15 protein-coding genes are annotated in these 20,390 nt (G+C 57.5%); 10 read left to right on the forward strand and 5 right to left on the reverse strand.

Features of this window, described 5'->3' with window-relative positions; all coding sequences use genetic code 11:
- Positions 1-17 precede the first annotated feature (17 nt).
- From entF to fes, 3 genes are read right to left on the reverse strand one after another with little or no spacing between them, the layout of a single operon-like run.
- Positions 18-3,899 carry an enterobactin non-ribosomal peptide synthetase EntF gene (gene entF, locus PYR66_16945; GenBank protein WEF26974.1) on the reverse strand — a complete coding sequence of 1,294 codons (3,882 nt, stop codon included), beginning with the start codon at positions 3,897-3,899 and terminating at the stop codon, positions 18-20.
- A 10-nt stretch (positions 3,900-3,909) separates the two neighbouring features.
- Positions 3,910-4,113, reverse strand: a complete 204-nt coding sequence (locus tag PYR66_16950) for an MbtH family NRPS accessory protein (protein WEF26975.1) — start codon at positions 4,111-4,113, stop codon at positions 3,910-3,912.
- Positions 4,114-4,116: 3 nt separating this feature from the next.
- Entirely contained in the window at positions 4,117-5,337 is a 1,221-nt protein-coding gene (gene fes, locus PYR66_16955; protein WEF26976.1) for an enterochelin esterase, read from the reverse strand.
- A gap of 284 nt (positions 5,338-5,621) precedes the next feature.
- Here fes and fepA point away from each other — a divergent pair, with 284 nt between their 5' ends.
- Positions 5,622-7,850 (forward strand): siderophore enterobactin receptor FepA, encoded by a 2,229-nt coding sequence (fepA, locus tag PYR66_16960; protein ID WEF26977.1) that lies wholly within the window; start codon positions 5,622-5,624, stop codon positions 7,848-7,850.
- A 46-nt stretch (positions 7,851-7,896) separates the two neighbouring features.
- Here fepA and PYR66_16965 read toward each other — a convergent pair whose 3' ends face one another.
- Both PYR66_16965 and PYR66_16970 read right to left on the reverse strand, forming a co-directional pair.
- On the reverse strand, positions 7,897-8,838 hold the full coding sequence (locus PYR66_16965) for a transketolase C-terminal domain-containing protein (protein WEF26978.1): 942 nt from the start codon (positions 8,836-8,838) through the stop codon (positions 7,897-7,899).
- Positions 8,831-9,661 carry a transketolase gene (locus PYR66_16970; protein ID WEF26979.1) on the reverse strand — a complete coding sequence of 277 codons (831 nt, stop codon included), beginning with the start codon at positions 9,659-9,661 and terminating at the stop codon, positions 8,831-8,833. Before PYR66_16970 ends, PYR66_16965 begins: the two co-directional genes overlap by 8 nt.
- A 432-nt stretch (positions 9,662-10,093) precedes the next feature.
- Here PYR66_16970 and PYR66_16975 point away from each other — a divergent pair, with 432 nt between their 5' ends.
- The 9 genes from PYR66_16975 to PYR66_17015 all read left to right on the forward strand — a co-directional run bounded on the left by PYR66_16975 (position 10,094) and on the right by PYR66_17015 (position 20,377).
- Complete coding sequence (locus PYR66_16975; protein WEF26980.1) at positions 10,094-11,044, forward strand: sugar-binding transcriptional regulator; 951 nt, start codon at positions 10,094-10,096, stop codon at positions 11,042-11,044.
- Positions 11,045-11,394: 350 nt separating this feature from the next.
- Positions 11,395-12,915: an FGGY-family carbohydrate kinase gene (locus PYR66_16980; GenBank protein ID WEF26981.1), complete on the forward strand. Its 1,521-nt coding sequence runs from the start codon at positions 11,395-11,397 to the stop codon at positions 12,913-12,915.
- Positions 12,916-13,086: 171 nt separating this feature from the next.
- Positions 13,087-14,022 carry a D-ribose ABC transporter substrate-binding protein gene (locus tag PYR66_16985; GenBank protein ID WEF26982.1) on the forward strand — a complete coding sequence of 312 codons (936 nt, stop codon included), beginning with the start codon at positions 13,087-13,089 and terminating at the stop codon, positions 14,020-14,022.
- Between the two features lie 43 nt (positions 14,023-14,065).
- Positions 14,066-14,686, forward strand: a complete 621-nt coding sequence (locus PYR66_16990; GenBank protein WEF26983.1) for a DUF2291 domain-containing protein — start codon at positions 14,066-14,068, stop codon at positions 14,684-14,686.
- Position 14,687: 1 nt separating this feature from the next.
- Positions 14,688-16,232, forward strand: coding sequence for a sugar ABC transporter ATP-binding protein (locus tag PYR66_16995; protein WEF26984.1), 1,545 nt, complete (start codon positions 14,688-14,690; stop codon positions 16,230-16,232).
- A 17-nt stretch (positions 16,233-16,249) separates the two neighbouring features.
- A complete protein-coding gene (locus PYR66_17000; GenBank protein WEF26985.1) occupies positions 16,250-17,317 on the forward strand; it encodes an ABC transporter permease in 1,068 nt (355 codons plus the stop codon).
- 64 nt (positions 17,318-17,381) lie between these two features.
- Positions 17,382-18,179, forward strand: coding sequence for an SDR family oxidoreductase (locus tag PYR66_17005; protein ID WEF26986.1), 798 nt, complete (start codon positions 17,382-17,384; stop codon positions 18,177-18,179).
- Between the two features lie 89 nt (positions 18,180-18,268).
- Positions 18,269-19,054 carry an SDR family oxidoreductase gene (locus PYR66_17010; GenBank protein ID WEF26987.1) on the forward strand — a complete coding sequence of 262 codons (786 nt, stop codon included), beginning with the start codon at positions 18,269-18,271 and terminating at the stop codon, positions 19,052-19,054.
- 339 nt (positions 19,055-19,393) lie between these two features.
- Positions 19,394-20,377 carry a DUF1852 domain-containing protein gene (locus tag PYR66_17015; protein WEF26988.1) on the forward strand — a complete coding sequence of 328 codons (984 nt, stop codon included), beginning with the start codon at positions 19,394-19,396 and terminating at the stop codon, positions 20,375-20,377.
- The last annotated feature ends 13 nt before the right edge of the window (positions 20,378-20,390 follow it).

Here is a 20,390-nt window from a genome sequence, read left to right on the forward strand (position 1 = left end):
CCGGGACTGCGCTACCGTTATCCGAGGATTTCTCGCACTACCGGGCCGATCGCCTCAAAGGCCTGCGGCGAGATTATCTCAACGTGGGCGCAGTTTTGGCTAAACACCTCCAGCTCGCCGACCCACGGCCCCCAGGCCACCTGCGGATCCATCCCTTCCTGGCGCGTTTTCTCCGCCACGAACAGCGTCGCCTTACCATCAAACGTCGCACTGTGCGCGGTAGTTAACAGACGTACCGCGTCGGCATAGTTGCCTTCGATGGCGCTAAACAGCTCGCCAGAGGTCTGTCCCTGTTGGGCAGCGAGGAACGCTTCGCGCTCGCGGTCAATCTCCGCCAGCACTTCCGGATCCAGACCGTTCGCCTCTTTCTCCGCCCAGTTTTGCGTCTCCGGTGGCCAGGTATCCAGTAAGCCAAGGAAGGCCACGCTTTCTCCGCGCTGGCGCAACCGGGCGGCAATCCCCTGCGCTAAGGTCCCGCCGAGCGAATAACCAAACAGGTAGTACGGCCCGTGCGGTTGCTGCGCCAGTAGCGTGCGCAGATGATGCTCGCAGACCTCATCGAGAGTGGCGGCGCTAGCCATCGGCCCTTCAGGGCACGGCGACTGAATCCCGGTAATCGACCAACGCGGACTGAGATAACGCGCCAGCACGCTGAACTGCCAGGCGAAACCGGATGCCGGATGGAAGCAGAACAATGTCGGACCGTCACTCTCACGCAGCGGCAGCAGGGAATCAAAGCCCAGACGCCGGGTCTGTTCATCGCTCAAATCGGCAGCCAGCAGCGCGCTCAGCTTGCCAACCGTCGAGGCGACCATCACCTGCCCTGGCGTCACCTGCCGCTCCAGCTCGCGGCTAAGCTGCGCCGCCAGGCGCATCGCCAGCAACGAATGGCCGCCGAGGGCGAAGAAATCAGCGTCGATGTCATTCACCTCGCAGCCCAGCAGTTGGCTGAATGCCGCGGCAACGGCGATTTCCGTTGCCGACTGCGGCGGACGGCCGCTGCGCTCGCTGCTTAATGCAGGCAACGGCAGCGCTTTGCGGTCCAGCTTGCCGTTGGCGCTGAGCGGGAAGGAGTCCAGTTGGATCAGCACCACCGGCACCATGTGCGGCGGTAGCTGTTCACCGAGACGTGTTTTCAGCGCCGCAACGTCCAGCGGCTGCCCGGACTCGCTCAGTAAATAGCCGACGAGCTGGCGGGCATCGCCGCCGGTCGCCGCCGCCTGGTTAAAGACGCAGGCGTGGCATACCGCCTGCGCGACGTCCGGCAGCGCCGACATGACCCGGTCGATCTCACCCAGTTCAATACGCTGACCACGGATTTTCAGTTGGTCATCACTGCGGCCAAGGTATTCCACCGCGCCGTTATCCAGCCAGCGCGCCACATCGCCGGTGCGGTACATCCGCTCGCCCGGGGCAAACGGATCGGCGATAAAGCGGCTGGCGGTAAGGTCCGGACGCCCCATGTACCCCTGCGCCAGCTGAATGCCCGTTAAGTACAGGTCGCCCGCCACGCCCGGTGGTACCGGGCGCATCGTGGCATCGAGAATACGCAATCCGGTGTTCCATACCGGCCAGCCGATCGGCACGCTGTTGCCGGTCACTGCCGCCAGCTCTGGCCCACAGGCCGGATACCAACTGACGTCTACTGCCGCTTCCGTCGGTCCGTACAGGTTATGTAACGGCGCGCCGGTTAGCGTTTCCCATTCGCGACACAGTTCGGTCGGCAGCGCTTCGCCGCTGCAGAACACCCGCTTCAGCGTGCGGCAGGCCGCCACATTATCAGCATCCAGCGAGGCGACAAACGCCGCCAGCATCGACGGGACAAAGTGGGTAGTGGTCACGCCGTAATGGGCGAAGAACTGCTGCATCGCCAACGGATCGCGATGCGCTTCTGGCTCCGCCATCACCAGTTGCGCGCCGGTAATAAACGGCCACCAGAACTCCCATACCGACACATCAAAGCTGCACGGCGTCTTCTGCGCCACCACGTCGGCAGCGGTTAACGGGTAGTGATTTTGCATCCACAGCAAGCGGTTAACGATGGCGGTCTGGCCGACCATCACCCCTTTCGGTCGCCCGGTCGATCCGGAGGTAAAGATAATATAGGCCGTGTGATCCGGCGTTGAGAGCGCCAGTGGCGCCTCATCGCCAGCCGCCAGCGGCTGCTGATAACACACACTGGCAAGCCCGGGAATATCGCTAAAGCGGGACAACTGATCGTCAGAGGTAATCAGCAGCGACGGCCGCGCGTCCTCCAGCATCATCCGCAGACGATCGTCCGGGTAGCCGGTATCCAGCGGCAGCCAGGCGGCGCCCGCTTCGACGATCCCGTGCAGCGCCAGCGTCAGGAACACCGAACGCGGTAAGGCGACCGCCACGCTATCTCCCGGTTTAACGCCGTGTTGGCGCAGCAGGCTCGCCAGCGCCACCACCTGCTGGCGCATTTCGCGATAGCTAAAGCGCCAGTGGGCGTCCGCCAGCGCTGGCGCATCCGGCGTTTTTCGCGCCTGTTCGGCCACCAGCGCGCTGAGCGTCGTGGATGGCAGCGGCATCGCGGTATTGTTGATCAATGTCAGTTGCGCGGTCTCTTCCGCCGACAGCATCTCCGCTTCACCGCAGCGCAGCGCCGGGTTAGCGGCGAACTGCGCCAGCAGTGCGGTCAGCCGCGCCACATGGCGTCGTAGCGTTGCTTCATCATAGCGGGCTTTATTGGCGAGGATCTCCAGCGACAGTCCGCCGTGTTCATCCGGGAACAGCGCCAGCTCCAGGTCATTCACCGGGCCGGTGGCGAGGGTATGGGTCAGCGCCTGTACCCCGTCCATATCCAGCTGGTAATCAAAGACTTTGATATTCAACACCGGGCCAAACAGCGGTTCGTCACCCGCGGCTTTACCGCTGTCGCGGACGATCTGTTCGGCATCGTAGCGCTGGTGACGGCGCATTTTTTTCAGCTGCCCGGAGAGCCGGGTCGCCAGCTCCGCCAGCGTCTCTTGCGCGTCGATCTTCACCGCCAGCGGCAGCACGTTAAGCACCGGGCCGGTGGCGGTCAGCGCCGCCGAGCCCATGCGGCGCATAAAGATAAAGCCCGCCGCGTAGTCCATACGGTTACACAACCGCCCCAGCCACAGGGTAGTCAGCGCCAACGTCAGATCGGCGCGCTGGCACTGCGGCGCATTGGCCGCCAGTTGGCTGAAGATAGCCGGATCGGCCTCCAGCTTCATACGCCAGATGTCGGTGCTGGTCGCCCGCCCGGCCAGCGGCGCGGCAGAGAGCGAAGCCGGAGACGGTAACGCCTGGCGCTGCTCCTGCCAGAAGTTTTTGTCACGCTGCCAGGCATCGCTGCCGTAGTAGCGCTGATACTCTTCCACCACCTCGGCAAACGGCGTAAATGGCGAAGCCGGCGTCGCTTCGCCGCGCTGCCAGGCGCGATAAATCGCAGCAATCTGGCGGGTAATCGCCGGGAAACTGAAACCATCGACCAGCAAATGATGATAACGCTGATACCAGTACCAACCGTCGTCGCTGACACGTAACAATTGATGGTAGACCAGCGGATTACCGCCATCAACGCGCAGATTCTGCCCGAGATCGCCTTGCATCAGCGTGAGTGCCGCCGCATGGGGATCCGCCTGCTGGCGCAGGTCAATGGTTTGCACTTCCGCGAACTCGCGCGCCTCATCGACCCACTGCCACGCTTCGCCGTTATCTTCGCAAAAGCGCATGCTGAGGGTATCGGCCTGCTTCAGTCCGGCGACGATCGCCCGGGCAAGCAGCGCCGGGTCAAGATTGCCGCGCAGTTCAACATAGTGGGCCACGCTCCAGGCGCCTGGCAACGTGGAGAGGCGTTCAGCCATCCAAATCCCCGGCTGCGCTGCAACCAGCGGTAAACGAGTGGTCATCTAAAGCTCCTTAGGAGGCGTAATGCGCCGGGGTGAGGGTTGACCAGTTGGCGGCAAGCCAGGCGTTACATGCGTCTAATGACTGCGGCGGACATTCCACCAACCAGCCAGCCGGCAGCGCGCAGTGGCACGGCCACAGGCTGTATTGCTGCTGTTCGTTGCGCAGAATGTAAAACTGCCCTTGCGGATTGTCGAAGGGGTTACTGAATTGCATCTATCACTCCTCGTTAAGCGCGTGTTCTTGCCCGCAGCGCAAAGGCTGCCACAGCTGGATAAGCCCCGCCGTCAGCCCACCGCGCCAGCAAAGCGCATCGTGTCCGCCGTCAACCTGACGCCAGAAAGTGGACTGCTGTGTCTGCTGTAGTTGCGCTAAAAGCGCCTGATTGGCGCGAAAAATAATCGGCTCGCGCACGCCGGCTTCCAGCCAGATGCGCAGCCCCTGCGGCTGAAGCTCGCCACGCTGTAGTTGCTCAAGTAAGAGGCCAGGCTGGGTGCCGCCACGTTGCGGCCACCAGTACGACCCCGACTGACTCAGCACGCAGCCAAAGCGCTGCGGCCAGTGTAGCGCGGCATACATCGCCGCCAGACCACCGAAGCTCTGCCCCGCCACCACCGTTCGATCGGCGCGATCGCTGAACGGCGCCAACGCCCGTACCTGCGGCAGCAGTTCTTCCTGCACCGCCAGCCAGAAATCACGGTTGCAGGGCAACTCGACGCTGCGGTGTTGGTTGTCGATGACGTCAATCAGCAGATAGACCGCCGGCGGCAGGCGACCGTCGCGCGTCAGCCCCGCCAGAGGCGAAAAGATGGGCATACTTTCCGCCCAGAACTGACCATCAAGCAGCACTGCCAACGGGCGATCCGCCGCCACGCCTGTGGCGTAAACCCACACCCGGCGGCAATTACCCAACCGCTGGCTGCGCCATTCGATACAACGCGGCGGGGGCGAAACCGGTTCACGATAGTGCCAACCCGGCTGCTCCGGCGCCTGCGGCAGTTCCAGCGCCGAAACCGCATGGCCGCGCCCGCCCTTCCAGCTTTGCGGATTGCGCGGATCGGCTATCGCCCGCGGCAACAGTTTGCGCCAGCCTTCGCGCAGCAACGCGCGGTCTGGCGTATTGCCGTTAAATAACTGTGGGGAGAAATCGTCATCGCGTTCGGAGGGAATAAAACAGTAGCTGCCGCGCCAGGTGGCCGGAAGCGTGGTTTGCCAGCACCAGGCATCGGTACCGGGGATACGCTGCAGGGTTTGCGGCACAGCGTTGTGATGATGATCGGTAACGCCGGTGATGTAAATCCACACCCGCCGTGTCCGCGAGGTGGTTTCGCTGCCTGCCGGATCGCGCCACCAGAAGGTCACCCGATACGCGTCGCCCAGCGCCTCAGTCTGCGGGCCGATGATGCCCTGCCACCCGTCGTCACTTCCTGTTATATGCATTCCGTCAGTAACCCTATGTTTACCGTGATTTTTATCAATAAACGTAATAATTATTGATAATATTATTGATAACTATTTGCATTTGCAATAGCGTATTAACGCGCCTAAGGGTAGCGCGTCTTCTAACTACATTAAATCAATGCCAGAGAGGGTCTTTTCAGAGCATTGCGCTCGGTTGGCTACGGAAAGCGTTCACCTTCTACTGGCAACATTTATGCCGTCTCCCCTCCCGGTGGGAAGGGGTTTCTGGGGAAAGCGGCACAGAAAAGCGGAACTTATTTACAATGAATAACAGGATTAAGTCCCTGGCCTTAATGGTCAATCTGGGTATTTACGGAGTGGCATTCCCGCTGTGCGCGGCGGAAGAGACCACCGATAGCAAATCATCCGCCAGCGAGGAGACCATGGTGGTCACCGCTGAGGTTCAGAATCTGCAGGCGCCGGGCGTGTCGACGATTACCGCCGATGAGATCCGTAAACGCCCGCCAGCGCGCGACGTCTCTGAAATCATCCGCACCATGCCGGGCGTCAACCTGACCGGCAACTCCACCAGCGGCCAGCGCGGCAACAATCGCCAGATTGATATTCGCGGCATGGGCCCGGAAAACACCTTAATCCTGATTGACGGTAAACCGGTCACCAGCCGTAACTCTATTCGCCTCGGCTGGCGCGGCGAGCGTGATACCCGTGGTGATACCAGTTGGGTACCGCCGGAAATGATCGAACGCATCGACGTGATTCGCGGCCCGGCGGCGGCGCGTTACGGTAACGGCGCGGCGGGCGGCGTGGTCAATATCATCACCAAGAAATTCGATAACGAGTGGCACGGTTCGTGGAACGCCTATATGAACATGCCGGAGCATAAAGACGAAGGCGCGACCAAGCGTACCGACTTTAGCCTCAGCGGCCCGCTGGGCGGCGATTTCAGCTTCCGCATGTACGGCAGCCTTGATAAAACCCAGGCCGACGCCTGGGACATTAACCAGGGCCATCAATCAGAACGGACCGGGATTTACGCCGATACCCTGCCCGCCGGGCGTGAGGGGGTCGAAAACAAAAATATCAACGGCGTCGTGCGCTGGGACTTCGCGCCGATGCAATCGCTGGAGTTTGAAGCTGGCTATAGCCGTCAGGGCAACCTGTACGCCGGTGATACCCAAAACACCAACACCAATGATCTGGTGAAAGAAAACTACGGCAAAGAGACCAACCGTCTCTACCGCAATACTTACTCCATCACCTGGAACGGCGGCTGGGATAACGGCGTCACCACCAGCAACTGGGCGCAGTACGAACATACGCGCAACTCACGCAAAGGCGAAGGGCTGGCTGGCGGCACCGAGGGGATCTTCAACAGCAACCAGTTCTCGGATATCGATCTGTCCGACGTGATGCTACACAGTGAAGTCAACATTCCGTTCGATCTGTGGGTTAACCAGAACCTGACGCTGGGTACCGAGTGGAACCAGCAGCGCATGAAGGATAACGCCTCTAATACCCAGGCCCTTTCAGGCGGTGAAGTCCCGGGCTATGACAGCACCGGACGCAGCCCGTATTCAAAAGCGGAAATCTTCTCGCTGTTCGCTGAGAACAACATGGAAGTGACCGACTCGACCATGCTGACGCCAGCGCTGCGTTTCGATCACCACAGCATCGTCGGTAATAACTGGAGTCCGTCGCTGAACCTGTCGCAGGGTCTGGGCAATGACTTCACCCTGAAGATGGGTATCGCCCGCGCCTATAAAGCGCCGAGCCTGTATCAGACTAACCCGAACTATATTCTCTACAGTAAAGGTCAGGGATGCTACGCCAGTAAAGAGGGTTGTTATCTGCAGGGGAATGACGATCTGAAAGCGGAAACCAGCATCAACAAAGAAGTCGGCCTGGAGTTTAAGCGCGACGGCTGGCTGGCGGGTGTAACCTGGTTCCGTAACGACTACCGCAACAAGATTGAAGCGGGCTATGCCCCGGTTTATCACAACTCTAAAGGCACCGATCTGTACCAATGGGAAAACGTGCCGAAAGCGGTAGTGGAAGGTCTGGAAGGGACATTAAATGTTCCGGTTAGCGAGACGGTAAACTGGACCAACAATATTACCTACATGCTGCAGAGTAAGAACAAAGAGACCGGCGATCGCCTGTCGATTATCCCGGAGTACACGCTGAACTCCACGCTGAGCTGGCAGGTACATCAGGATGTTTCTCTGCAATCGACCTTCACCTGGTACGGCAAGCAGGAACCGAAGAAGTACAACTACAAAGGCCAGCCGGTCACCGGCAGCGAGAAGAACGAGGTAAGCCCGTATAGCATCCTCGGCCTGAGCGCGACCTGGGACGTGACCAAAAACGTCAGCCTGACCGGTGGCGTGGATAACGTCTTCGATAAGCGCCACTGGCGCGCGGGTAATGCCCAGACTACCGGCGGCGCAACCGGTTCTATGTACGGCGCTGGCGCCGAGACCTATAACGAATCCGGTCGAACCTGGTATATGAGCGTGAACACCCACTTCTGATACCGTCAACACGTCTTCGCCCTCCCCAGTGGGAGGGCGTTTTGTTTCAGTCCTGCAATATCTTTTGCACCCGCGCGACAATCGACGACGCATCAAAACCGTGATGCTGACGCATCCAGCCGCGATCGGCCGCCGCCGCGTATTCGCCATCCGGAATCCCCAGACGCTGCAATGCCGTCCCCGCCCCCGCTTCCGCCAGCACTTCAGCCACCAGGCTGCCCAGCCCGCCGTTGACGTTATGCTCTTCAACGGTCAACACGGAACGGCAAGGCTGTAGCGCCGCCAGCAGCGCCGCGGTATCGCAGGGGCGAATCGATGGCACGCTGATCACCTTCGCCTGAATGCCAAGATCGGCAAGTTGCTGCGCCGCATCCACCACTTCATGTACCGTCGAACCGGTCGCCACCAGCGCCACATCTTCGCCTTCACGCAGGGTCAGCACCGCGCCGGGAACAAAACGGTACTCTTCGTCGTGCAGTTCCGGCAGAGCCTTACCATCAAGGCGGATATAGACGGGCCCCTGGTACGCAAGCGCATAGTCGATAATCTGCCGACATTCACGCGGCGTGGAGGGGGCGAAAATCTGGATATTGCCAAAGCCGCGCATCACCGCCAGATCGTCAATGGCATGGTGGGTGCTGGCCAGCGGACCATAGCTGGCGCCGGCATTGAGGCCAAACAGCTTAACGTTGGTGTTGTTGTAGCAGACATCGACTTTAATCTGTTCATTGGCGCGCGAGATAAGGAACGGCGCGGCGTTACAGGTCACCGCCACTTTGCCGCCCAATGCCAGACCGGCGGCAGTGCCAACCATGCTCTGCTCGGCAATGCCGACGTTCACCAGCCGTCCGGGAAACTGTTTAATAAAGGGGGCGATTTTGGCTGTAGAAGTGGAGTCCGCCACCACTGGCACCAGATCGACGCCGTTTTCTACGGCGGCGATAAACGCCTCGACCATCACATTCGCCAGGTGTTCTGCATTACTCATCTTTCAGTTCCTCCAGCGCCAGAGCGATTTCCTCGCCTTTCGGCACCCGGTGGTGCCACTCCGGGCGCCCCTGGATAAAGGAGATGCCCGCGCCTTTCGTGGTGTTGGCAATAATGACGTTAGGTTTACCGTTCTGCTGGAGCCCTTCGATGGCTGAGACAACCGAGGCCATATCGTTGCCCTCGCATTCGCTGACCTCCATGCCGAAGGCACGCCATTTATCGGCCAGCGGATCGGTATTCATGATTTCACGGGTCGGCCCGGCCAGCTGAAGATTGTTCTTATCATTAATAATGACCAGGTTATCGAGACCGTAATGGGCCGCCGCCAGCGCCGCTTCCCAGTTACTGCCTTCTGCCAGCTCACCGTCGCCGGTGATTAAAAAGATACGGCGGGCGCTGTTGCTTTTCTTCGCGGCCAGCGCCAGCCCCACCGCAACAGGCAAACCGTGGCCCAGCGCGCCGGTATTCAATTCAATGCCCGGCGTTTTCTGCCGTACCGGGTGGCCAGGAAGATGCGAGTTCGCATGCTGGTAAGTCTCTAACCACTCGACCGGAAAGAACCCGGCCTCCGCCAGTACACAGTAATAGCAGCCCACCGCATGGCCTTTCGACTGAATGTAGATATCGCGCTGCGGGTCATCAAGACGGTCTGGCGCGGCATTGAGCACGCGGAAATAGAGCGCGGTTAACAGTTCAACCTGCGACAGATCGGCCCCGGTATGGCCGCCCGCCGGGCTATTGGCGTTTAAACGGACAATATGGCGGCGCACCGCGCGCGCTTTGCGCTCAAGCGTCTGGACATCAAATCTATAGGGATTCATTTAATACCTCTGAATTTATTTTCAATATGGAATATTTATTCCACCAGGAACTAAAAAAACCAGATATCCCCATGCCGGGTGGTTAGCCTTCCGCCACAGCGCCATACTCAGGAACATTCTGCCTCCCGCTCCAGACGTATACCTGGAGAATTTCATTGACTCAAAGTCACCATGAATATATATTCATTAATGATTCTTTATTCGATTATGGCCTGGCTGTCTTGTTTTTGTCCATAGTCGATTTTGAGGATTGGCAAAAGTTAGACGCCCATCACACTTAAGTCTGATTTTTTTTCGCGTATGATAGAAGCCTCTAACATAATGACTGCACGTAACCGCCTGACTCACGGCGTAATTGTTGCAAGCGGTCTGGATGCTCGTTGCGCAGAAGAGAGCCTGAAAGCAGGCGATAAATGATTTTCGAGGATTAATATGGCTAAGCAGGATGAACAACGGCTATTGGTTAAGATTGCCACGCTTTACTACCTGGAAGGACGAAAGCAGTCTGATATCGCCCAACTTCTCTCGCTATCTCAGTCATTTGTCTCTCGCGCCATTACCCGCTGCCAAAAGGAGGGGGTGGTGAAAATCAGCGTCGTGCAGCCATCGAATATTTTTCTCAACCTCGAAAAAGGGCTGGAAGATCGCTACGGTCTTAAGCAGGCGGTGGTGGTCGATACCGAAGAAGACGCCAGCGACCACACCATCAAGCGGGCAATTGGCTCCGCCGCCGCTCACTACCTGGAAACTCGTCTGCGGCCGAAAGATTTGATTGGCGTCTCCTCGTGGAGCTCAACCATTCGCGCCATGGTCGATGAAGTTCATGCGCAAAACCTGAAAGCCGGCGGCGTGATTCAGTTGCTCGGCGGCGTCGGGCCGAACGGCAATGTGCAGGCGACCATCCTCACCCAAACCCTTGCCCAGCATCTTAACTGCGATGCCTGGCTGCTGCCGTCGCAGAGCATCGAAGGGTCGATGGAAGAACGCAATCGCCTGCTGGCCAGCAAGGATGTCGCCGACGTGGTGTCACGCTTTGATGAAGTGGATATCGCGATTGTCGGCATCGGGATTCTCGAACCGTCCCAGTTGCTGAAAACCTCCGGCAACTACTATCACGAAGATATGCTGCACGTACTGGCGGCGCGCGGCGCGGTCGGCGATATCTGCCTGCACTACTACGATAAAAACGGCCAGCCAGTGTTACGCGATGATGAAGATCCTGTTATCGGCATGGCGCTGGAGAAAGTCAAAAAATGCCCTAACGTCGTCGCGCTTGCTGGCGGCACCGACAAAGTCGCCGCGATCAAAGGTGCCCTGACCGGCGGTTATATTGACGTTTTAATCACCGATTACCCCACTGCCCGGCAGCTGGTCAGCGACTAACTCGCCGCGATTTCCCCCGGCCTCAAGCCCTGTGTCTGTTTTTCCAGCATCAGGGCTTGCCAGATAAATGCTTATAATTCATAAAACTAAATAACTTCCCTCGCCGCTTGCGCACCATCTTCCCAACATGTGAAATGTGATTGCCAGCACAATTGATGATTTTTCCGGTAGCCCATGACTGGGTTTGTGGCTTAAGGTATCAAATAAATAATCACTATCGAATATATATTCAGTGATTAAAAAAGTGATAACGAAATGTCACATCATGACCGACTAAGACGCATGCGATAGCCTGAGCTCCAGCCTGTCTCCGCCGCGGAAAGTTGCAGTGTGACCGAGGAGAGCATCTTATGCAGGCGACACCGAAAAAGTTCATCATTGCGCTGGATGAAGGCACAACCAACGCGAAAGCCGTGGTGCTGGATGACCAGGGCAAGGTTATCGTCAAATTCTCTCAGCCGCTGGCCATTCAAACACCCCGGGACGGCTGGGTAGAACAGTCCGGCAAAGCGCTGGTTGCCGCCTCGCTTGAGGTGATCGCCAGCGCAGTGGCTCACGTCGGCGCGGAAAGCGTCGCTGCGCTGGCCATCAGCAATCAACGGGAAACCGCCATCGGTTGGTATCGCGACAGCGGAGAGCCCATTAACGCGGCCATCACCTGGCAGTGCACCCGCAGCGCCGCTTTCTGCGACACCCTGCGCCGGGACCACCAGGAACAACACATTAAGCACGCCACCGGCCTGCCAATTGCGCCGCTGTTTTCCGCCTCCAAAATGCGCTGGCTGCTGGACGCCACCCCCAACGGCTACCAGCGGGCCGAGCGCGGCGAGATTTGTCTTGGCACTATAGACAGTTGGCTGCTGTGGAATTTGACTCACGGCGAAACCTTTTCCTGCGATTACTCCAACGCCGCGCGCACCCAACTGCTGAATTTGCAGCGCGGCGAGTGGGATGATGAGATGCTGGCGCTGTTCGGCATCCCGCTCGCCGCGCTGCCGGAAATTAAACCGTCGAGCGGCCTGTTCGGCTACACCAAAGGATTGACCGCGATTCCAGACGGTATCCCAGTGATGGCGATGGTCGGCGACTCCCACGCCGCATTATTCGGCCACGCGCTGGGCGAACCCGGCTGCGTGAAAGCCACCTACGGCACCGGCTCTTCGGTGATGGCTCCGGTCAAATCGGCGCAGTGCGATATTGAAGCGCTGGCGACCACTGTCGCCTGGCATGATGGCGACCAACTGGTTTGGGGGCTGGAAGGCAATATTCCCCACACCGGCGATGCGGTGGCGTGGATGGCGGACAGCACCGGGTTGAGCGAACTCTCCGCAACCGATCTGGCTCATGAGCTGAATACCCTGCCCGCCTCCGTCGATTCGACCTTAGGCGTCTATTTCGTGCCCGCGCTGACCGGCCTCGGCGCCCCCTGGTGGGACGACAGCGCCCGCGGTGTGATTTGCGGCCTGAGCCGCGGCGTGAAACGCGCGCACCTTATCCGCGCAGCGCTGGAATCCATCGCTTATCAGATAGCCGACGTGGTCGTGGCGATGCGCCAGCATGACGAATTCACCCTGACGGCGCTGATGGTCGACGGCGGCCCGACCAAAAACGACTGGCTGATGCAGTATCAGGCCGATCTACTCGGCTGCCCGGTCATGCGCAGCGATGTCCCGGAACTGTCCGCCATCGGCGCGGCGCTGTTAGCGCGCAAAGCCCTCAATCCGGGAACGACAACCGATCTGCAAGCATTCTTAACCGAACACAGCACTTTTCATCCCGATATGGCCCGCCACCAGCGCTTACAGCAGCGCTGGCAGGAGTGGCGCCGTGCGGTAGACAGAACATTATGGAAACCGGATTCGCCGGCCTGACGCCCAGCGGGTGTCAGATTGTGCGACGAACCTTATTCACCCACCACAGGAGAACCCCGGCCCATAACCATGATCACCTCCCCGACATTGCGCGGGGGGAAATTTCAGACCGTAAAAGCCTGCCCATTCAGGGGCCCACTTGTTCGACTATAAAAAAACAGGAACAGAGTCATGAAATTAAGCACAACACTTTTCACCGCCGCTACCCTGACCGCCCTTTCCTTCGCCGCTCATGCGGCAGAAAAAGGCACCATTATGATTATGGTTAACTCGCTGGATAACCCTTATTACGCCTCAGAAGCCAAAGGCGCCAGCGAAAAAGCAAAAGCGCTCGGCTATAACACGACCGTGCTGTCGCATGGCGAAGACGTTAAAAAGCAGAATGAGCTTATTGATACCGCCATCGGTAAAAAGGTGCAGGGAATTATTCTCGATAATGCCGACTCGACCGCCAGCGTCGCGGCCATTGAAAAAGCCCAAAAAGCCGGTATTCCGGTGGTATTAATTAACCGCGAAATTCCGGTTGATGACGTCGCACTTGAGCAAATTACCCATAATAACTTCCAGGCGGGTTCGGAAGTCGCCAACGTTTTCGTGGAGAAAATGGCGGAAAAAGGCAAATACGCCGAACTGACCTGCAACCTCGCAGATAACAACTGCGTCACTCGTTCTAAATCCTTCCACCAGGTGATCGACCAGTACCCGGATATGGTCAGCGTGGCGAAACAGGATGCCAAAGGCACCCTGATCGACGGCAAACGCATCATGGATAGCATCCTGCAGGCTCACCCGGATGTGAAAGGCGTGATCTGCGGCAACGGTCCGGTGGCCCTCGGCGCGATTGCGGCGCTGAAAGCGGCGAATCGTAGCGATGTGGTGGTCGTCGGTATCGACGGTAGCAACGACGAACGCGATGCCGTGAAGGCTGGCACCCTGCAAGCGACCGTGATGCTGCAGGCGCAGGCTATCGCCGCTCAGGGCGTCACTGATTTGGATAACTATCTGCAGAAAGGCGAAAAGCCGGCTAAGCAGCGCGTGATGTTCCGCGGCATTCTGATTACCCAGGATAACGCAGATAAAGTTCAGGACTTCAATATCAAGTCCTGAGTTCGGGTGGTTGCGCCCCCGCGGGGGCGCAGAGGAGAGTATTATGTATAAGAAAACCTGTCTGGCGCTGGCCGTTCTGGCGCTTGGGGGCTGTCGCATCGTCTCGCAGCAGGAGCTGGCAGACCTGAAATCCCCGCCCAATCCGCATATGGCGAACATCGATAAAACCTGGCAACAGAGCATCGTGCCGCAGGTGGTCGCCAAAGCGCGGCCCGCAGCGGAACTGATGAACGCGCTGAAGTCGGAGAAAGATATCGATAGCGCCTGTAAGGCGCTGGGCTACCGCGCGCAGGATGAAAACCCCTGCATCTTTTACGTCAAGGTGACGGGGACGGTCAGCAAAGTAGATACCGCCTCGCGCAGCGGCAAGATGACCCTCGCCGACGGCAGCGTCGGCAATGTGGTGGTGCAGATTGGCCCCACCCTGCGCGGCACCTTGCTGCGCGACGGCTACAGCGGCACCAGTTACCAGGACTTTAACGACCAGGTGCTGTTCGGCGAATACAGCAAAAATATCAATAGCCAGGCGGTCAAGATGATTCAGGCCGCCAGCATAAAAACCGGCGATAGCGTGGAAGTGTACGGCGTGTTCTCCGCCTGGGATATTCCGCAAACCATCCCGGAAATTACTCCGGCGAAAATCGTTCATCCGGGAGGGCAATAATATGACGCCGCAAGATCTCGTCGCTCCCCAACCAGTCGAATCTGAAGTTATTATCGAAACCCGCGGGTTATCGCGTATTTATCCCGGCGTTACCGCGTTGGATAACGTTAATTATCGGGTCTATCGAAATAAGGTTAACGTTCTGATCGGAGAAAATGGTGCGGGTAAATCCACCATGATGAAAATGCTTGCTGGCGTAGAAACGCCCTCTTCCGGTCAAATTATTCTCGATGGCGAAGCGGTTTCGTTAAATTCTACCCATCAGGCAGAAAAATTCGGCATCAGCATTATTTTTCAGGAATTGAATTTATTCCCCAATATGAATGTGATGGACAACATATTCATGGCTAATGAATTCTTTCAGAAAGGACGCATCAACGAAAAATATCAGTACGCCTTAGCAAAATCGCTACTCGAACGGCTTGAGCTCGATGTCGATCCCTACACGCTGCTCGGCGAACTGGGCATTGGCCACCAGCAACTGGTTGAGATTGCCCGCGCGCTGTCAAAAGACACTCGCGTGCTGATTATGGACGAACCGACGTCGGCGCTGAGCCAGTCCGAAGTCAAAGTGCTGTTCAAAGTGATCGAGCAGCTTAAGCGCCGCGGCGTCACGATTATCTATATCTCACACCGCCTCGAAGAGCTGATGGAGATTGGCGACAACATTACCATCTTCCGCGATGGCCGCTTTATCAGCGAACGCAGTGTCAGCGAAGCCAGCGTACCGTGGATCATCGAGCAGATGGTTGGCGATAAGAAAAAACACTTTGATTATCAGCCAGCGCCGAAAGGCGATGCGGTGCTGGATGTCAAAGGGCTGACCGCGCTGCACCCCAGCGGCGGCTACAAACTCAATGACGTCACCTTCACCCTCAGCAAAGGCGAAGTGATCGGCATTTACGGTCTGCTCGGCGCCGGGCGTACCGAACTATTTAAAGGGCTGATCGGCCTGATGCCCTGCCAGAGCGGCGAAGTGCATCTGAACGGCGAAAGCATCGGTAAATCGCGTTTTCAACGCCGCCTGAAAAAGGGGCTGGCACTGGTGCCGGAAGACCGTCAGGGCGAAGGCGTGGTGCAAATGATGTCGATCCAATCCAACATGACGCTGTCTGATTTTAGCCTGCAGGGCTTCCGCCGCGCCTGGCAGTGGCTCAATCCGCAGAAAGAAGACGCCAGCGTGAAAGAGATGATTCAGCAGCTGGCGATTAAGGTGAGCGATGCCAATCTGCCGATCACCTCGCTGAGCGGCGGCAATCAACAAAAAGTGGTGCTGGGTAAAGCGCTGATGACCCAGCCGCAGGTGGTCTTCCTCGACGAACCCACGCGCGGCATCGATGTCGGCGCGAAAACCGACGTCTATCATCTGATCGGCAAAATGGCCCAGCAGGGGCTGGCCGTGATGTTTTCTTCCTCGGAGCTGGATGAGGTGATGGCGCTGGCCGACCGCATCCTGGTGATGGCCGATGGCCGCATTACCGCCGATTTACCGCGTCATGCGGTGACCCGCGAAAAATTAATCGCGGCTTCAACACCTCAAGATTAATCAGGCTGGAACCCATCATGAACCAGAAATATATGATTTATATGTACCTGCTGAAGGCCAGAACCTTTATCGCGCTGCTGTTGGTGATCGCGTTCTTCAGCGTGATGGTGCCGAATTTCCTGACCGCCTCTAACCTGCTGATCATGACCCAGCATGTGGCGATCACCGGCCTGCTGGCAATCGGCATGACGCTGGTGATCCTGACCGGCGGCATTGACCTTTCCGTCGGTGCGGTGGCGGGGATCTGCGGCATGGTCGCGGGTGCCCTCCTCACCAACGGCCTGCCGCTGTGGAACGGCGATATCATTTTCTTTAACGTGCCGGAGGTGATCCTCTGCGTCGCGGTCTTCGGCATACTGGTTGGGCTAGTCAATGGCGCGGTCATCACCCGCTTCGGCGTTGCGCCGTTCATCTGCACTCTGGGGATGATGTATGTCGCCCGCGGCTCCGCCCTGCTGTTTAACAACGGCAGCACCTACCCGAACCTCAACGGCATGGAAGCGCTGGGCAACACCGGCTTCGCCACGCTGGGATCCGGCACCCTGCTCGGTATTTATCTGCCGATCTGGCTGATGATCGGCTTCCTGATTCTGGGTTACTGGCTGACCAGCAAAACGCCGCTCGGCCGCTATATTTACGCCATCGGCGGCAACGAATCCGCCGCCCGCCTGGCTGGCGTACCGATCGTCAAAGCCAAAATTTTCGTTTATGCCTTCTCCGGTCTGTGCGCCGCCTTCGTCGGCTTAATTGTCGCCTCGCAGCTGCAAACCGCACACCCGATGACCGGCAACATGTTCGAAATGGACGCCATCGGCGCCACCGTACTTGGCGGCACCGCGCTGGCGGGGGGACGCGGCCGGGTGACCGGCTCGATTATCGGCGCTTTCGTGATCGTCTTCCTCGCTGACGGCATGGTGATGATGGGCGTCAGCGACTTCTGGCAGATGGTAATTAAAGGTCTGGTGATCGTCACTGCCGTCGTCGTCGACCAGTTCCAGCAGAAGCTGCAGAACAAGGTCATCCTGATGCGCCGCCATGAAGAGAAACTGGCCGCTATCCCGCCGAATGGCGCGACTTCCAGCTAATTGACAACCGTATTCACGTATTCCGCCGGGCCCTCACGCCCGGCTCATCGAAAGGGAAAAAAACATGCAACGAGATTTCCATAATAAAACGGTGGTGATTACCGGCGCTTGCCGCGGAATTGGCGCAGGCATTGCGGATCGCTTTGCCCGTGACGGAGCCAATCTGGTGATGGTCTCCAACGCCGAGCGCGTTCATGAAACGGCTGAAATACTCCGTCAGCGCTATCAGGCGGATATTTTGTCGCTGCAGGTCGACGTCACCGACGAAGCGCAGGTGCAGGCGCTGTATGAACAGGCCGCCGCGCGCTTCGGCACCATCGACGTCTCCATCCAGAACGCCGGAGTGATCACCATCGATTACTACGACCGGATGCCAAAAACGGATTTTGAAAAAGTACTCGCGGTTAACACCACCGGAGTTTGGCTGTGCTGTCGCGAGGCCGCCAAATATATGGTGAAACAGAACCATGGCAGCCTGATTAACACCTCTTCCGGCCAGGGACGCCAGGGCTTTATCTACACGCCGCACTATGCCGCCAGCAAGATGGGCGTAATCGGTATTACCCAGAGCCTGGCACACGAACTGGCACCGTGGAACATCACCGTCAACGCCTTCTGCCCCGGCATCATTGAAAGCGAAATGTGGGATTACAACGATCGCGTATGGGGCGAGATTCTCAGCACCGATCAGAAGCGCTACGGCAAAGGCGAACTCATGGCGGAATGGGTTGAAGGGATCCCAATGAAACGCGCTGGCAAGCCGGAAGACGTGGCAGGTCTGGTGGCCTTCCTCGCCTCCGACGACGCGCGCTATCTCACCGGACAGACCATCAATATCGATGGCGGTTTAATTATGTCCTGAGCACATGTCGCCCGGATAAGACGCCGGGCGCCGCCATCCGGAAAACAGAGATCCCGACGTTCGGCAATACATTGAAGAGAGTGAACACTATGATCGGCAAAGACTTTGCGCAGCAACTGTTTAACCTGCAAGACCGCGTCGCTTTCGTGACCGGCGCTGGCAGCGGCATTGGCCAAACCATCGCCTGCGCGCTTGCCAGCGCGGGCGCCCGGGTGGTCTGTTTTGATCTTCGCGACGACGGCGGACTGGCGGAAACGGTCAACCATATTGAAACCTTCGGCGGCCAGGCCTGCGCTTACACCGGCGATGTCCGCCAGCTTGCCGACCTACGCACCGCCGTTGCGCTGGCGAAAAGCCGCTTTGGCCGCCTCGATATCGCCGTCAATGCCGCTGGCATCGCCAATGCTAATCCAGCATTAGAGATGGAGAGCGAGCAGTGGCAGCGGGTTATCGATATCAACCTCACCGGCGTGTGGAATTCCTGTAAGGCAGAAGCGGAACTCATGCAGGAATTCGGCGGCGGGTCGATTATCAATATCGCCTCGATGTCGGGGATTATCGTGAACCGTGGCCTCGACCAGGCGCATTACAACTGCTCCAAAGCCGGCGTTATCCACCTGTCGAAAAGCCTGGCGATGGAATGGGTTGGCAAAGGGATCCGCGTGAATTCCATCAGCCCCGGCTATACCGCCACGCCGATGAATACCCGTCCGGAGATGGTGCATCAGACGCGCGAATTTGAAAGTCAGACCCCAATGCAGCGAATGGCGAAGGTGGAAGAGATGGCTGGCCCGGCGCTGTTCCTCGCCAGCGACGCCGCCTCATTCTGCACCGGCGTTGATTTGGTGGTCGATGGCGGATTTATCTGTTGGTAAAATAAGCTACGCCCTGGATAACCATTAATTATCCGGGGCTATTTCCAGTCGCAGCCTGTCTTTTTTAAAAGAAAAAAAACGTTTATCTCTCTGCCTTCCCTTCTTCCTGAACGCAATCAATACCACATCGTTTCTGACTCAATGACAGATCATGAAGATAGCTCATGCAGCATTGAAATTAACTCGCTTTCACTCGTCCGGTGACTCTGGCAAAAATAGTCCTCATCAACCACAGACAATATGAATGCTACTGAATAATAAATCCAGAAAAATCGTAAGGTCATTCTGGGAAATGAAATAGACGCATGTTCATATCAGAACCCAGGATGTAAAGCGACGATGAAAACAAATTTTACCTTTACGATTAAACGCAGTCGTTTCGATGAAAACTATAACCCTGCGGAAAACACGCGTATTACGACCAACTTCGCTAACCTGGCGCGGGGTGAAAACCGCCAGGAGAATCTGCACAACACGCTGGCGATGATTGATAATCGCTTTAATAACCTGGTGCATTGGGACAACCCAAAAGGCGAACGTTATGCGGTCGAACTCGATATCATCTCGGTGGAAATGAATATCGCTGATAACGGCCGGAACGCCAGCTTCCCGGTGATTGAGATCCTGCAAACGAGCATTGTGGATAAGGCCACGGATACGCGTATTGAGGGCATTGTGGGGAATAACTTCTCTTCTTACGTGCGCGATTACGATTTTAGCGTTTTATTGCCGGAATATAATAAAGATAAGGCGACGTTCAGCGTGCCTGATCATTACGGTGATTTGCATGGCAATATTTTCAAGCACTTCACTCACTCCAGTGAATACAACGAGTGTTTTAAAAAAGCGCCGGTCATTTGTCTGAGCGTATCCAATAAACACACTTACCGCCGGACCGGGAATCAGCACCCGATTCTGGGGATCGAATACCAGCAGGATGGCGTAGCCCTGACGGAAGCCTATTTTAACAAGATGGGCCTGCAGGTTCGCTATTTTATGCCTGCCAATAGCGTGGCGCCGTTAGCCTTCTTCTGCGCGGGCGATTTGCTCAGTGATTACAGCAATCTTGAGCTCGCCAGCACCATCAGCACCATGGAGACATTCCAGAAGATTTATCGCCCGGAGATTTACAACGCGAATGCCGCCGCCGGGCAGTGCTATCAACCCAACCTGAATAATCAGGATCATTCGTTAACCAAAATTGTTTATGACCGCGAAGAACGCAGCCGGTTAGCGATTGAACAGGGCAAATTTACTGAACAACAGTTTATTAAGCCGTACCAACATATTCTTGAGCAATGGTCAGCTAACTACGCTCTCTGATATCCCCGTCATA

The organism is Klebsiella aerogenes (genome assembly GCA_029027985.1).
GTDB lineage: Bacteria > Pseudomonadota > Gammaproteobacteria > Enterobacterales > Enterobacteriaceae > Klebsiella > Klebsiella aerogenes_A.